The organism is Acinetobacter sp. YH12144 (genome assembly GCF_013418345.1).
Classification (GTDB): Bacteria; Pseudomonadota; Gammaproteobacteria; order Pseudomonadales; family Moraxellaceae; genus Acinetobacter; species Acinetobacter amyesii.
Map to the genome: position 1 here is coordinate 123,580 of NZ_VPCD01000010.1, position 15,342 is coordinate 138,921.

The 15,342-nt window shown below is 39.9% G+C and carries 15 protein-coding genes; 11 read left to right on the forward strand and 4 right to left on the reverse strand.

All coding sequences use genetic code 11. The annotated features are described in order from the left end of the window. The first annotated feature begins 80 nt into the window (after positions 1–80). From FTU79_RS08660 to FTU79_RS08680, 5 genes are all read left to right on the forward strand, one after another. Positions 81–353 carry an HU family DNA-binding protein gene (locus FTU79_RS08660; protein WP_078188662.1) on the forward strand — a complete coding sequence of 91 codons (273 nt, stop codon included), beginning with the start codon at positions 81–83 and terminating at the stop codon, positions 351–353. 132 nt (positions 354–485) lie between these two features. Further along, entirely contained in the window at positions 486–2,351 is a 1,866-nt protein-coding gene (locus FTU79_RS08665; RefSeq protein ID WP_180049658.1) for a SurA N-terminal domain-containing protein, read from the forward strand. Between the two features lie 186 nt (positions 2,352–2,537). After that, entirely contained in the window at positions 2,538–3,185 is a 648-nt protein-coding gene (locus tag FTU79_RS08670) for an Ig-like domain-containing protein (RefSeq protein ID WP_180049660.1), read from the forward strand. 63 nt (positions 3,186–3,248) lie between these two features. Further along, a complete protein-coding gene (locus FTU79_RS08675; RefSeq protein ID WP_180049662.1) occupies positions 3,249–3,875 on the forward strand; it encodes a hypothetical protein in 627 nt (208 codons plus the stop codon). A 250-nt stretch (positions 3,876–4,125) separates the two neighbouring features. After that, a complete protein-coding gene (locus FTU79_RS08680) occupies positions 4,126–5,043 on the forward strand; it encodes an alpha/beta fold hydrolase (protein ID WP_373685655.1) in 918 nt (305 codons plus the stop codon). A gap of 77 nt (positions 5,044–5,120) precedes the next feature. Here FTU79_RS08680 and FTU79_RS08685 read toward each other — a convergent pair whose 3' ends face one another. Next, on the reverse strand, positions 5,121–5,990 hold the full coding sequence (locus tag FTU79_RS08685; protein WP_180022155.1) for a DUF2797 domain-containing protein: 870 nt from the start codon (positions 5,988–5,990) through the stop codon (positions 5,121–5,123). A gap of 34 nt (positions 5,991–6,024) precedes the next feature. On the opposite strand from FTU79_RS08685, the gene FTU79_RS08690 reads away from it, so the two are divergent. Both FTU79_RS08690 and FTU79_RS08695 read left to right on the forward strand, forming a co-directional pair. Further along, entirely contained in the window at positions 6,025–6,495 is a 471-nt protein-coding gene (locus FTU79_RS08690; RefSeq protein WP_078188659.1) for a DUF6231 family protein, read from the forward strand. A 112-nt stretch (positions 6,496–6,607) separates the two neighbouring features. After that, positions 6,608–7,234 carry a YidB family protein gene (locus FTU79_RS08695; protein ID WP_180049664.1) on the forward strand — a complete coding sequence of 209 codons (627 nt, stop codon included), beginning with the start codon at positions 6,608–6,610 and terminating at the stop codon, positions 7,232–7,234. Between the two features lie 97 nt (positions 7,235–7,331). On the opposite strand, the gene FTU79_RS08700 is transcribed toward FTU79_RS08695, so the two are convergent. The 3 genes from FTU79_RS08700 to FTU79_RS08710 are packed head-to-tail and all read right to left on the reverse strand — an operon-like array spanning position 7,332 to position 9,287. Beyond that, positions 7,332–7,940, reverse strand: a complete 609-nt coding sequence (locus FTU79_RS08700) for an OB-fold-containig protein (RefSeq protein ID WP_168378601.1) — start codon at positions 7,938–7,940, stop codon at positions 7,332–7,334. A 16-nt stretch (positions 7,941–7,956) separates the two neighbouring features. After that, on the reverse strand, positions 7,957–8,283 hold the full coding sequence (locus FTU79_RS08705) for a Rieske (2Fe-2S) protein (RefSeq protein WP_180007818.1): 327 nt from the start codon (positions 8,281–8,283) through the stop codon (positions 7,957–7,959). After that, positions 8,283–9,287 carry an adenosine kinase gene (locus tag FTU79_RS08710; RefSeq protein WP_180004657.1) on the reverse strand — a complete coding sequence of 335 codons (1,005 nt, stop codon included), beginning with the start codon at positions 9,285–9,287 and terminating at the stop codon, positions 8,283–8,285. The genes FTU79_RS08705 and FTU79_RS08710 overlap by 1 nt, the downstream gene beginning before the upstream one ends. A gap of 277 nt (positions 9,288–9,564) precedes the next feature. Between FTU79_RS08710 and FTU79_RS08715 the strand changes: the two genes are divergently transcribed. From FTU79_RS08715 to FTU79_RS08730, 4 genes are all read left to right on the forward strand, one after another. Beyond that, positions 9,565–10,014: a GNAT family N-acetyltransferase gene (locus tag FTU79_RS08715; protein WP_078188654.1), complete on the forward strand. Its 450-nt coding sequence runs from the start codon at positions 9,565–9,567 to the stop codon at positions 10,012–10,014. 225 nt (positions 10,015–10,239) lie between these two features. Then, positions 10,240–10,944, forward strand: a complete 705-nt coding sequence (locus FTU79_RS08720) for a hypothetical protein (RefSeq protein WP_257224276.1) — start codon at positions 10,240–10,242, stop codon at positions 10,942–10,944. A gap of 140 nt (positions 10,945–11,084) precedes the next feature. Beyond that, positions 11,085–14,024 (forward strand): insulinase family protein, encoded by a 2,940-nt coding sequence (locus FTU79_RS08725; protein ID WP_180049666.1) that lies wholly within the window; start codon positions 11,085–11,087, stop codon positions 14,022–14,024. An 18-nt stretch (positions 14,025–14,042) separates the two neighbouring features. Then, a complete protein-coding gene (locus FTU79_RS08730; protein ID WP_180007814.1) occupies positions 14,043–15,200 on the forward strand; it encodes a phospholipase A in 1,158 nt (385 codons plus the stop codon). Positions 15,201–15,342: the final 142 nt, after the last annotated feature.

Genomic DNA, 15,342 nt, shown 5'->3' on the forward strand with positions numbered 1-15,342 from the left:
AGCATTGCTATAAAGGCGTTATGGCGTTTTATACAAATTCTTGAACCTTAAATAAACGATATTAAGAGGACGTAATTTTCATGAATAAATCAGAATTAATTGATGCAATTGCCGAAAATGGGGGATTATCTAAGGCCGATGCCGGTAAAGCTTTAGATGCTACAATTGCTGCAGTTACCAATGCTTTAAAAGCTGGTGATACAGTTACTTTAGTTGGTTTTGGTACTTTCAGCGTTAAAGAACGCGCTGCACGTACTGGTCGTAACCCACAAACTGGTGCGACTTTAGAAATCAAAGCAAGCAAAGTTCCTAGCTTCAAAGCTGGTAAAGGCTTGAAAGATTCTGTAGCTTAATCTTATTAAGCACATGAGACGCGCCATTATTTGGCGCGTTTTTTATTGGTAAATGTGATTAATTGATATATCGCATTCATTCATCTCGGGTTTTCGGTTAAAATTCACCGCAAATAAAATATTGGAATACTTATGGAATCGTTTCGTAAAGTCATTAAGGGTTGGCTGGGCAAGGTCTTGCTCGTTTTGTTTTTGACCCCTTTAGCACTTGTAGGTATTGAAGGATATTTTAGTGGTGGATCTAAAGATGCAGCAAAGACTGTAAACGGTACTGAAATTTCTCAAAAAGAACTCGAAGCACTGACGAACTCATTAAAAGAACAATATCTGGCATATGCTCAGGGTGATGAAACATTATTGAATCAAAATTTCATTAGCAATAAAGCGATGGATACTTTGGTTTCACGCCAATTGCTATTGCAACAAGCTGATAAATTAGGCATTAGCTTGAGTGATGCACAAATTGTGCAAATGATTCATCAACAGCCAAGCTTTCAAGTCAATGGTCAATTTTCTGATGAAGCGTTTGCGCGATACCTCGAATCGATTGGTATGACGAACCGCACATTCATTGATAATTTACGTAAAGACCATGCTTTAAAAATGTTGTCTACAACATTTATGGAATATGCATTGGTGAGTAAGCTTGATATCTTGCAAATTGCGAACTTACAAACGGAACAACGTAGTATTCAGTTGGCGAGCATTAATCTTGAAAATTACAAGAAAAATGTAAAAGTATCTGATGCTGAAATTGCGGCTTATTATGAGCAGCATAAAAACAAATTTAAGCAAGCAACCAGTGTTGATGCAGATTTTGTCGTATTAACACCTGCCAATATTACTGCACCAGTAGAAGCTGCAACTGATGCTGAATTGAAAGAAGCGTATAACAGCTTTGTTGAGAATGCACAGAAGTCAGTTAAACCACTCGTTAAGCACATCATGATCACTGCGGACAATCGTTCAGATGCCGAAGCTAAAAAACTGGCTGAAAGTGTTCAAGCTAAAATTAAAGCGGGTTTAAGCTTTGACCAAGCTGCAGCGCAATTCTCTGAAGATCCGGAATCTAAAGCAAAAGGTGGTGAACTGGTTGCTTATGAAAAAGGTGTATTTGGTGATGCATTTGATGCAGCAGTTGAAGGTGCTCAAGCTGGTCAAGTGACTGCTCCAGTGAAAACAGACAGTGGTTATCACTTGATCGAAAAAGTGGCGCCAGCTGTAAAAGTGCCTTCATTTGAACAAGAAAAAGCACGTCTGCAAGCAGAAGTCGCTGCTTCGAAAAAAGCCAATGTTTTTTCTGACACTGTAAACAGCCTCAATGATATGGTGGTGAGCAGTGATGCCCTTGATGTCGTGGGTCAAGAAGTGAAAGGCGTAAAAGTTCAATCATTGAATGGCTTAACATTAGCATCGCAACATCCTGTTCTAAGTGATGCAAACGTCAAAGTTAAATTGTTTAACGATGATGTTAAAAATGGTGAACGTAATGTTTCATCTAGCATTCAGTTGAAAAACGGTGATGTGGTTTGGGTGAAAGTGCGTAACTATCATGCTGCGGGTGTTCAAACCTTAGCTGAAGCGAAAGCGCATGTGAAAACTCAGCTGATTGAAAAGAAAGCGTCTGATGCTGCAAAAGCACAGATTCAAGCGACTTTAAAAGAGTTTGCTGCAAAACCTGCTGCTTCAGTTGCGAAAGGCAGTTTAAACTTTGAAAATGCGGGTACATTCACCCGTGCTGATGGTTTATTGAAACGCGAAATTCAACGTGCTGCATTTAGCGTAAAAGCACCGAAAGCAGGTCATTGGTCAGTTACGACCACAAATCTACCAAATGAATTGGTTGTGGTTGCAGTGACTGTAGTGAATAAACAATCTGATGCAGCATTAACGGGTGAGCAGTTAGATGAGTTAACAAAACTTTATCAACAGCTTCGTGGTCAACAAGAATTTGATGACTACACACGTTATCTAAAAGATCATGCCAAAATTAAATAATTAAGGCCGCTTTTAAAAAACCAGCTTCCGAGCTGGTTTTTTTATGTTTAAGTTTAATGCATCACACTTTAAGAAAAACTTTTAAAAACAAAGATTAAATAAAATTGACTATTTAAATAATTCTCTTAAATTGAGTTTGGGAAGGCATTTTCCCAAATAAATATAATGATGTGATTTGAGGGTGTTATGCAAAAGATGAGAGATTTAAACGGTATTTTAAAAAACATTTTGGGACAAGTTGAAATAAAGCAGTTGCTGATTCAGGGGAAAACACAGCATCAGCATATTCCCTCAACACCAGAAGTGACTGGACTAGATGATCTTATAACTGGCACGGCAGAGCCAAAAACATGGGTGATCATTTCAGTCGGTGAAACTGTTACACGCGTCAAAGTGGATAAACAAGGACATCGGCAGATTGATAATCCACTGAAGGATGGTGGAGTTGCCACAATTTATGCGGTAAATCATCATGGCTTACGCTCAGAGGCAATAATGATTGCTCCAATTGCAGAGCCAAGTGTACTACCGAAGATGCCAGAAATTCTTGAAAAAGGTGAATACTTGATAGGTAAAGCTGAAGCAGGAAATACGGTGGTTGTGACCTATGGTGAGCAAGAGTTTATAACAGTTGCTGATGTAAATGGCGATTGGTCGATGCTCAATCCTTTAACGACCACAGGTGCAATAAGTGTTGTGGCAATTGATCAGGACGGTAATCGTTCTGAGGCGTTGCATACAGCGCAAATCATTTTACCGCAAGCTGTTACGATTTTAGAGTCTGGCGCGGTGATATCAGGTACTGCCGCACCAAATACGACTGTTGTGATTTAGTCGGATCAAGCGGTCTATCGTATTCAGGTCGATGAAAATGGTGATTGGTCAATAGAAAATCCAGTGGCAAATGGTGGCATGTTGATGATTGTTGTGGAAGATCAATTTGGTCAGCAATCTCCTGCGATTGGCTTGGTATTTCCATTTATTCAGACCTCGCCTGAAAATCCAAGCTATCTACTGCCGGCGCCAGAAGTGACGCTAAATACTGAAAAACTCGAAGGCAATGCATTTCAACAGGCTAAAATCATTGTGACAGCCAATGGTCAAGAGTACGTGACGTATGCCAATGAAAGTGGTTTTTGGTCGATGGATAACCCGATTCAAAATGGTGGCTTTGCAACAATCGTGGCGGAGGACAGTCGTGGTGTTCAATCGCCTGAAATCTCAATAGCTAAACTGTTTCTTGCACAACCTGAATCATCTGTTGAACTTACAGAGATTTTATTGGCAAGTGATGAGCAAAGTGAAAACCAAAATGACAGTCAAATTGAGCCGATTCAATCTGTGATCAATCTAGATACGCTTTTACAGGATGCGAATGAAGTCCCAATTGTATTGCACACCGATGAACAGGATTTGATCGCATTGGGCAGCGACGTTTCAAATCCGCCCGCTATACTTCCTGCGCTTGAATATCCAAGCTTACTCATTGAAGCTCCACTGACACCGTCTGATTGGCTTGCTTAGAAATATGAACCAGCTTCCGAGCTGGTTTTTTTTGGTTTAAATTGACAGATATAATTTTTATTTAAAAGATTTGGCAAATGAAATATTGACTCTAGCATCGTAGATTGGTGTTCTCAAAAAATAATATGAAAAAAATAACTCATCACGACAAAGGATTAAGTGGATGATATCTCTGTATATGCCTCAATGTAAACGTTTAAAGAACCCGTTATTGCGATGGATGGATCATTATTTTAAACACATGATACAGATGCTACTAACGATTTGCGTTGCCAGTAGTATTCAAGCTGCAGAACTAAACTTTCAAAAAGTTTTAGAGCAGGAAAGAGCTTGGGCGGGCTTGAGTAGTAAAAAAGTCAAAAATAATGAAATCGAATGGACATACAGTGAAGGAGGAGATCCACGAAAACCGACGCTACTGTTGCTGCATGGTTTGTCAGGCACGCATGATAATTGGAACCGAGTTGCCCGTTATTTAACGCCCAATTATCATGTCATTATTCCAGATCTGCCAGCACATGGAGAAACTATTGTCGCAGATCAATTTGATCTATCAATTCCAAATTTAACTGAAAAATTACGACGATTTATTGATGCTGCAAAGTTTGATCCAAATTTACATATCGCAGGGCATTCGATGGGTGGTGCAATTGCCATGCTCTATAGCGCTCAGTATCCCTTAGAAGTGAAATCTTTATTGTTGGTGGATTCGGCTGGTGTCTTTAAGTCGAGCAATACAGCGTATCTAAAAGATACGGCAAAGCTTGCAGAGCTAGTGGTCAGAAAAACTGGTGATTTTGATCGCGTGATGAAGATCGTGATGCAATCTCCGCCTTTTATTCCACAAGAATTAAAAACTGGGCAAGAAAAGCTGATGATAGTTCAGTCTAAGCAAACCAATAAAATGGTGGAGCAACTGCAAAAAATGGCCACCTTGTATACACCAGAGTCCTTTGCTTTGGCTGCACGAGGCATTGATGCACCTGTGTTCATTATCTGGGGGAAGCAAGATCAGATTATCAATGTTGAAGTGGTAGAAGAACTGAAAAGCTTATTTAAAAAAGCCGAAAAGCCTCTGATTTTAGACCATGTTGGTCATATGCCAATCTTAGAAGCGGAGCAGTTAATGGCGTTGCCATATTTAAAGTTTCTTTCAACTGTTCAATGAATCAGATTGGTAGAGTAGGTGTAAAAAAGCGAGAAATATCTCGCTTTTTTAAACTTAATTAGATACTTTGAGTCGATTTAAGTACGTACTTTAATTTCATAGCCAGTGTATTTTCGAATATTAATCACACCGGTATCCAAAATCAGATACTGACCTTTAATCCCTTGTAATTTTCCGCGAATAATCGGTGTTTTGTCCAAATTATGCGATTTGATTTTTTCAGGATATTCTTCTACCGGGTAGATAAATTGGCGTGGCAACTCATCTTCTAGCAGTTCAACAGTTTCATTAAACTCTAAGTTTTGACTAAATTCTTCGCGAATGGTTTGAATTTTTGGTGCGAATTCTTCTACCAATTGGTCGCGAATTTCGATCAGGTTGATGGGTTCTGCTTCACCTTTGAGCAATTTACGCCAATCGGTTTTATCGGCCACTTGCGTACCAAACATGACTTCAAGCTTACCAGATAAGCGACGTGAACCAACTTTCATAATAGGCAAAGCTTGCGTCGCACCTTGGTCTAGCCAACGTGTAGGCATTTGACCCAAGCGGGTAATCCCCACTTTTAAGGCACTCGAATTGGCTAAATAGACAATATGCGGTTGAAAGCAAACTTCATGGGCAAAATCATCCTCACGGCAAGTCCCGAGATGATAATGACAGGTTTCAGGCTTCATAATGCACATATCACAAGAAGCCTTAGTCTTCATGCATTTGAAGCAATGACCTTGTGAATACGATTTAGGCGTTTTTGCGCCGCAAGAAATGCAGTAGATATTTCCCGTGGCTTCGATTTCAATTTCTTGGCCAAGGCTAAACGGTAGATCAACTTCTGAGCGATCTAGAATAAATTTATACTCAACATTTGCCTTGTGTGTATGTTGATCAGTTACACTAAGGTCTTTAAGACCTGCATGCATTTTATGGCAAATGCCTTGTAGTTCCATACGAATACTCACTTCATTATTAAGGATGCGGTCAATGGCTGAACAAAATGTCATCACTTCTATGCTAGACGATTTGTCAAAAGAGCAGCCCATTTCAACCGCAATCTGCATTGGTCAAGATCTTGAGCAATACAATCAATTTCATCCAATTCAATGGCAACATTTTAACGTAACTGAGTTTTTAAATCTGCCTTTTACCCAGCGTTTTGACCTTGGATTTGTGATTCTTGATACTGAAACCATGTTGAGTTTGGATCAGCAGCAGAAAACGCAGATGTTGGTAAAATTACGAGACCTATTTGCTAAACGCATCGTGGTGGTGAGTAAATTACACGATGAACAATTATTACGTGCTTTAGGCTTTACTCAGCTCATTGATAAAACCACGCATGAAAGTGATTTTGCTTTATGGCAGTTTAATATTTTGACTTATAAACATATTCCAGATTGGTTTAACTCTAAATTTTGGGCAAATCCTGAAAACTGGGATAAATTCCGTTGGTAACAAATACTTAGCCTGCGAGAAATTGCAAAAATTAACAAACATTTATGATAAAACTGTCTTTTCCCACGTATGCTGTAACTAAGTCCATCTAGGTTTCACTGGGAAAAATAAAATGACAAATTTAAATAATATTGTTGAGATCTTAGCAAAGCAGGCCCTTGGTGGTGCGAACAATCAAAATCAACAAGGTGGCTTGGGCGGTATTTTAGGTTCGGTGTTGGGTCAATTGGGTACAAATGCAGGCGCTCAAAATACGCAAACCAATGCTCAAAACCAAGCAGGTGGTTTAGGTGGAATTCTAGGCTCTGTGTTGGGCCAACTGGGCGGTGCAGCGCAGCCGCAGCAACGTAGTAGTGGTGGCAATGCTTCAACCATTTTAGTTGCAGTGTTACCTCTGGTGCTGGCTTGGATTCAAAAACAAGGGGGCCTACAAGGCGCTTTGGATAAATTGCGTGGACAGGGCTTGAGTAGTCAGGTTGATGATTGGGTATCTACAGGTCCTGGCGATAATGCTGCTGTGAATAATCAACAAGTACAAAATTTATTTGATGATGCTGAAGTGGAGCAAGTTGCACAAGAAACACAAACTCAGAAACAAGATGTGTATAGTGCAATTTCAACAGTATTGCCGCAAATTATTGACTCATTGACGCCACAAGCTGGACAAACCAATCAGCAAGAAGCGAATGCTGATATTCAACAAGTGATGAATTTGGTCTCAGGTTTTCTTAAGCGTTAATCAAAATATCGCTTTAGGTATTTAATTGAATACAAGCCAGTGAACACTGGCTTTTTATGACTTGAAAAATGGTAACAATGTGTCGCTAAGATTGTCACTAGGATGGATTAAATAAACGGTTCGACACACTGATTTTTTTGCCAATATAGTGTGATTTTTTTTGACGAATCAAAATGATTTTTGACTGAAATTCTAACTCACCAAACTCTGGCTCAACTTGCACATAATGTAGTTGACCAAACTCATCACGCACACGGGCTTGAGCTGAAAAGCCGGGACGGGCATTTCCACTTGAAATGGTGGCTAGACGACCCAGTAGGTTAACGGTTTGTTTTTTATATTTGGGCGGGACAACCTGATCCAAACAATGAATCATAAATACCGTAAAGAATATGGCAATAATCAACGCAGGTAAAATCAGATAATAAGCGGGAACGAATTGACCTTCTTTAGCGTGGATACAAAACTGAAGTACATAGCCTGCAAAGCTAAAATTCATCAGTAAGAAGAACAAAATCAGAGTTTTGGAAAATTTGACATTCAATAATGCCAATTCTTGTATGCGCTGTGGGGCAATTCTTTTCAAAACTTGGCTAGGACTAATATTGATGTAATAGCCAATGGTTTCAACCATGCCCAATAACAGTACGGCCAATAAACTTAAATGAAAGGGTATTAAGTTATAGTCTGTTAAAAATGCGGACATGGTTGTATTCCAGTGTTTATTCTTCTGTGAGGTAGATTCCACCATCAGAATGCACGTTAATATTCACTTTTTCAAGAGTTTGACCTTGGCATGGACCAGAAATACATTCCCCAGATTCGACCATAAATAGTGCGCCATGCGTTGAGCACTCAATAAACTCTTGGTCACGATCTAGAAACTGATTTTCAAGAAACTCAAGTTCCACGTGCAAGTGTGGGCAGTTATTTTGATAAGCGTAAAACATGCCATCACGTTGGGTGATAAAAATCGTTTCACCTTCAGGCGTTTCGAATGATCGTGCTTCACGTTCAGGCACATCATCCGTCATGCAAATTTTAAACATTAAGCACATTCCTTCTGAAATGATTGTAAAAGCTGAGCATAGTCTTCAACTGCTAGGCGTGGACCAAACTGAGCCACAACTTCACTTGAGATCAAGATGGCAAGTTCAGCAGCCGTTTGATAGTCATGACCTGCATTGAGTGCATATAGGAAAGCACCAGCAAAAGCATCACCAGCACCATTGGTATCTACTGCGGTAACTTTACGACCTGGCACGGTAAATGTTGCGGCTTCATTATGAATTAAGGCACCTTTGGCACTTAATGTAATGACAATGTGTTTGCTTAGTGATTGCAATTTCGTAAGTGCAGCATCTAAATGATCTGTTTCTGTATACATCAGTGCTTCTTGTTCATTACAGAACAATAAGTCCACGCCATCATCGAGTAATTCATCTAGACCTTGACGTGCATATTGCACCATTGCTGGATCAGATAAGGTCAATGCAATTTGTACACCATTGGCTTTGGCGATTTGGCGTGCTTGTTTTACCGCAAGGCGTGCGCTGTCTGATGTTGAAAGATAACCTTCGATATATAACCATTTCGCAGTATTTAAGCTGCCAAAATCAATTTGGCTATCAGTCAATTCCGCAGTAATACCGAGGTAAGTATGCATCGTACGTTCAGAATCAGGGCTGACCAATACCATACATGTGCCAGTTACACCTTCACTGATTGATTGAGTTGCAGTTTGGATGCCAGCGTCGTTTAAACCATTTAGGTAAATTTGACCTAAGTCATCATTGCCGACACGACAACCATAAAATGCAGTTCCGCCTAAAGCACTAAAAGCAACCGTTGTATTTGCTGCAGAACCACCAGAAGCTTGACCTTTATATTCTTGAGTGGCTTTTAGATTGTTATAAAGGGCTGCTTGAGTATCGCCATCTGTCAGTTGCATCGTACCTTTTTGCAGATTGTGTTGAATTAGGAATTCGTCAGAGACTTTAAATTCTTGGTCAATAAGTGCATTACCAATTGCAAAAAGGTCAACAGTTGCCATGTTGTATGTTCACATCAAAAAAATGAAAGTGCTAAGTTTACACGAATGCTCAGGATTGCTGTAGTTTGTTGAAAAAAATTCAATTAAAGGACAAGTGTGTATAAAAATCGGGCAAATCCATTATATTTTTACATTTTTTTTGAATTAGTTGCCGTTTTAATCAGCTTTGCTATTGTGCAAATCGAAAAATTTTACTTTTATAGAGCTATAGGGTGTTCAGACTGAATCAAGATGATTTGGTCATCATAAATAGATAACAGATTAAAAGTGTGAATATATGGAAATTACGATTCGTCCAGCAGAGCAACTTCCTGCTCAAATCGAAAATATTGCTGCTTTGGCGCAGCATGAAGGCTATACATTTATACACCGTTTAATTGAAGAATATCAAAGTGGTAAAAATCGTTTTGACCAAACGGGTGAGCAATTATTGCTTGCTTATGATGGCGATAAATTAATTGCTTGTGGCGGTTTAAATCAGCAATGGGGTGATACTGGTGTAGAAGAACGGATTGGACGAGTTCGCCGTTTCTATGTGCATCCGCAGTACCGTCAGCATGGCGTGGGTAAGCAGCTATTGGTGGAATTGGAAAAGGGTGCAAAAAAACACTTTTCTGCACTGTGCTTAAATACTGAGCTTAAAAATGCTGCAAAATTCTATCAAAAACAGAATTATGTCTATGTCGAAAGTCATCCAAATTATAATTATTTTAAATATCTAGTTTAGTTTTAAATCCAAAAATAGACTCTAAATACTGTAAATGAAGCATCCGATATCGGGTGCTTTTTTTCTTGTGACAATTCTAAAAAAAGAGTGCCTTATTTTAAGCAAAAATTCATTTCAGTTATCGAAGATATAAGCATCAAAATAACTGCATTGAGTGATGCATATGCACGTGCATGAGCTACAAGACTACGTTAAAAAAGTCCCGAGATTACAGCGCTGTTTTGGTTGACCAAAATTTTTGCGACCACCTGTGGTGAAACCAGTGGTGATGCATTGTCCATGTCCTTAAATTTGGGCTATTTACTCAGTACCTTTATTTTCGCAGGCATATTTATCAGTCTGCTGTATTTTCAAATACAGTCCAAAGCCTATAAACCTTATTTATATTGGGCCACGATTATTGCTAGTACTACGGTCGGTACGACTTTAGCGGATTTTGTAGATCGTTCTTTAGGGTTTGGCTACTTGGGTGGTAGTTTTCTGTTACTCAGTTTGGTGCTCATATCGCTTTTTAGTTGGTATCGAGTCGAAGGGTCAATCAATCCAAGTGTAGTGAATTTGCCGCGCACACAGATCTTTTATTGGTTGACGATTACATTTTCTCAAACATTAGGTACGGCTTTGGGGGACTGGACTTCCGATAGTGCAGGATTAGGCTATAGCGGTGGCATTTGGCTATTTGGTGGTTTAATTCTATTGATGGCGTTGTTGTACTTTTTTAGTCGGGTTTCAAAGACGATTTTATTTTGGGCCACTTTTGTTTTGACACGTCCATTGGGCGCAGTTGTTGGAGATTTTTTAGATAAGCCAATCAGTTCAGGTGGATTGGATTTAAGTCGCTTTATGGCTTCTTTTGTATTGTTATTGGCGATTGTGATTTGTGTCTATTGGTCAACTCGAAATGATAGGCAATCCATAAAACCAGTCTAAATGTTTTAGTGCGAAAACAAGTGATTTTAAAATTAAAGTTCAAGTTGATTAAAACAGTTGGAAATGTCGTTTCGGTGAATCTAGTTGTGATTTTTTAAGGTATACTTTGCCTAATTTAAATGAATAGATTAGGAGCACACATGACTGTAGATGTCACTGAAACCATTTCTCAAACTGTACATCCCGCGTTTCAGTTGATTCGTCAACATCATGTTGAAGCTTTAGACATTTTAGTGTCTGAATATAAACACAAAGTGACTGGCGCAGTGCATTATCACTTAGCCACAAACCATGACGAAAACGTATTTTTAGTTGCCTTCCGTACGCAGCCGATGGATTCAAAAGGTGAGGCGCATATTCTTGAGCATACAGCACTGTGTGGCTCAGAAAAGTTCCCTGTACGTGACCCATTCTTTTTAATGATTCGTCGTTCCCTCAATACGTTTATGAATGCGTTTACCGCAGCGGATTGGACGGCTTATCCATTTGCAACGCAAAACAAAAAAGATTTCCAAAACTTGTTAGAAGTTTATATGGATGCTGCTTTTGCTGCGAATTTGAACCCGCTTGATTTTGCGCAAGAAGGGATTCGTATTGAGCTAGAAAATGGCGAAGCTGTATATAAAGGCGTGGTATTTAATGAAATGAAAGGTGCAATGAGTTCACCTTCAGATCAGTTGTATCACCAACTTGCCCATCATTTATTCCCAGAAACAACTTATCATTACAACTCAGGCGGTGATCCGAAAGACATTCCTGACTTAAGCTATGAAGAGTTGGTCAGTTTCTACAAATCACATTATCACCCAAGTAATGCCGTGTTCATGACCTTTGGTAATGAGCCTGCATATAATTTACAAGAACAGTTTGAAACGCTTGCTTTGTCAAAATTTGAAAAAGGTCAAACGCTATATTCAAAACCTGAGCGCCGCTTAACTGCGCCTGTAACTGTAACTGAAACGTATGCAGTTGATGCTGAAGACCTTAAAGACAAAACCTATCATGTGCTTTCTTGGTTATTGCCTGAAGCAAGTAATATCAAATTACGTTTAGGTATGCGTTTGGTTGAGGGGGTATTGCTTGAAGATTCTGCTTCGCCATTACGTCATTACTTAGAAACCTGTGGTTATGCACAGTCTACTGGTCCATTCATGGGCGTAGATGACTCAAACTATGAAATGACGTTCTACTGTGCAATTCAAGGTTCCAACCCTGAGCATGCAGAACAATTTAAAAATGGCGTGTTTAAAGTATTAGAAGACGTTGCGGCTAAGCCTGTTGATCCAGCTTTAGTTGAGGCGATTTTGCACCAGATTGAATTGCATCAGCGTGAAATCAATGGTGATGGTACACCATATGGCCTAAGCTTAATTCTGAATGGTTTAAGCAGTGCGATTCACCATTCAGACCCTGTGGATGTCTGGGATGTGGATACGGCCATTGAACAAGTGAAGGAAGAGTTGAAAGACCCAATGTGGTTATCTAACTTAATCAAAACTTACTTGCTTGATAATCAACATCGTGTGCAATTAACTTTGGTTCCAGATGCTGAAAAAAATGCGTTGGAAGCGGCAGCAGAAAAAGCACGTTTAAAAGAAATTGATGCGAACTTAACTGAAGCGCAAAAAGCAGAGATTATTGCGCAGACTGAAGCACTGAACATTCGTCAAGATACCCCAGATGATTTGAACCTATTGCCTAAAGTAGGTTTAGAAGACGTTCCTGCACAATTACAGATTGTACAAGGTCAATTACGCGAAATTATCAGTAATGGCTTGGATACGCCGTTAAATCTTTACCACGCAGGCACCAATGGTCTTTATTACCAACAAGTTTTGATTCAGATTCCTGATGAAGTGGTGCAATCGCCGTATTTCAATCTTTTATCGATTTTGATGGGTGAAGTTGGTGCAGGTGAATACGATTACTTAGAGCTACAACAGTTGCAAACAGCTGTGAGTGGCGGTTTAGGTATGGGGGCATCGCTGCGTTCAAAAGTGGATGATAAAGGTCAAATTAGTGCTTGGCTAACGTTGACCACTAAATCATTGGTGAATAATCTTGAAGCCATTCGCTTATTGAAATTGGCTTTTGAACAGCTACGTTTTGATGAAAAAAATCGTATCGTAGAGTTATTGCAACAACGTAAAGCACGTTGGCAGTCACGTGTATCTGGTTCTGGTCATAGTTATGCAATGCAAATTGCAGGTCGTCAACATAGTGCATTGGCGCTACGTGATTATCATAATACAGGCCTAGGCGCGCTGAACTGGCTGTCAGAACTTGTCAGCAAAATTGAGCAAGACGACACGGCTTATAATGCCTTGATTGATGAGCTTAAGTTAATTCACAACCGTTTGCTTAAAGCACCAAAACAATTCTTGGTGGTGTGTGAGGAGCATCATTCAGACCGATTGGTTGAAGAAGTTCAAACCATTTGGGATAAAGTGGCGATTGACGATAACCCACATGATTTAACTCAAGTGAATTTTGCAGATAGCAACAATGACGAAGCTTGGCTCATTCAAGCCAATGTTCAGTTCTGCGCTTCAGCATATCCTGCGGTGGAAGTGTCACATCCAGATGCAGCACCTTTAATGATTTTGGCGGCTTATTTACGTAATGGCTTCTTGCATAGCGCGATTCGTGAAAAAGGTGGTGCTTATGGTGGTGGTGCAAGCTATGACGGTAATGCATGTTCATTCCGTTTCTATAGCTATCGTGACCCACGTTTAGCTGAAACGTTTAAAGATTTTGACGCAAGTGTGCAGTGGCTACTGAATGCTGAACAACAACCGCATCAGCTAGAAGAAGCGATTTTGGGTCTAATTGCCAGCATGGATAAACCGGGTTCACCAGCGGGTGAAGCCATTACAGCTTGTTATGCTTTATTGCATAAACGCACGCCAGCTTTCCGTCAAATGTTACGTGAACGTCTGTTGAATGTGACTTTGGATGATCTAAAACGTGTTGCTGTGGCGTACTTGGTTGAACAACAACCGACAAAAGCTGTGGTTGCACCGGTGGCGAAGCGAGAGGCTTTGGTTGAGCTTGGTTTCGAAATAAAACAAGTGAATTAAAACAAAAAAGGGGTTTTTATGGCGTTCAAATCTCTTGAGCGTACGACATTGCAACTGAGCCTCATTGCGCTCAGTTCAATGTATGTCAGTACTGTAAATGCACAAAATGCGGAAGTGGCTGTTAAACCAGCTACCGCTGAAGCATGTGTGGCACTTGAGTCAAATGCAGAGCGATTATCGTGTTATGACGCTTTGTTTAAAGTGCAACCTGCTGAAAAAGAAATGTTGGTTTCTGAGCGTCAAGCCGCACAAGAAATTAAACCTGAACCGACTGAAAAGTTGACATTCAAAGAAAAAGTCAGTCATGCGTTTACGGACCGTTTATTCGCTGTAGAAGCACCGAACCTTAATCCAAACCTTTCATTATTGGATAGTCGTTGGGAGCTTTCTCCAGAAAGTAAATTAGGGACGTGGAATATTCGTGGCTATCAACCTGTGTATTTAATGCCGGGATACTGGACTTCAGATAAAAATGAACGTCCATCAAGCCCGAATGAAAACAACACGGTACAAGCCGATCAGGAACAAAACCTGAAATCGATGGAAGCCAAGTTCCAATTGTCATTAAAAACCAAAGCTGTTGAAAACTTATTTGGTGATAATGGTGATATCTGGTTGGGCTATACCCAGTCTTCTCGTTGGCAAGTCTACAACGAAGATGAATCTCGACCATTCCGTGAAACCAACTATGAGCCTGAAGCCAGTCTGGTTTTTCGTACCAACTATGAACTCTTGGGTTTGAACTGGCGTATGCTGGGCTTAACTTTTAACCATCAGTCTAATGGGCGTTCTGATCCTTTATCGCGGAGTTGGAATCGTGTCATGTTAAATCTTGGATTTGAACGTGACAATTTTGCACTGATGTTACGTCCTTGGTATCGTTTCGAAGAAGATACCAAAGATGATAACAACCCTGACATTACCGATTATGTGGGACGTGGGGATTTAACAGCGTTTTATCGTCATAAAGATCATGACTTTAGTTTGATGTTACGTCATTCATTGAAAGGTGGTGATGATTCACATGGTGCGGTGCAGTTCGATTGGACTTTCCCAATCAATGGTAAATTACGCGGCACAGTTCAATTGTTTGATGGCTATGGTGAAAGCCTGATTGACTATAACCATCGGGCAACCTATGTCGGTGTCGGTGTATCATTAATGAATTGGTTTTAATGATTGCTCAATAATTAGGGTCTGTTGACATTTGCTGTTCAAAAAAATAGCGAGAAAGTAAAATTTAATCGCCAAACCAAACTTACTTCTCGCTATGCCTCGAACTATGCTGAATGATCAACACTGGTCTAAGCTGAAACCT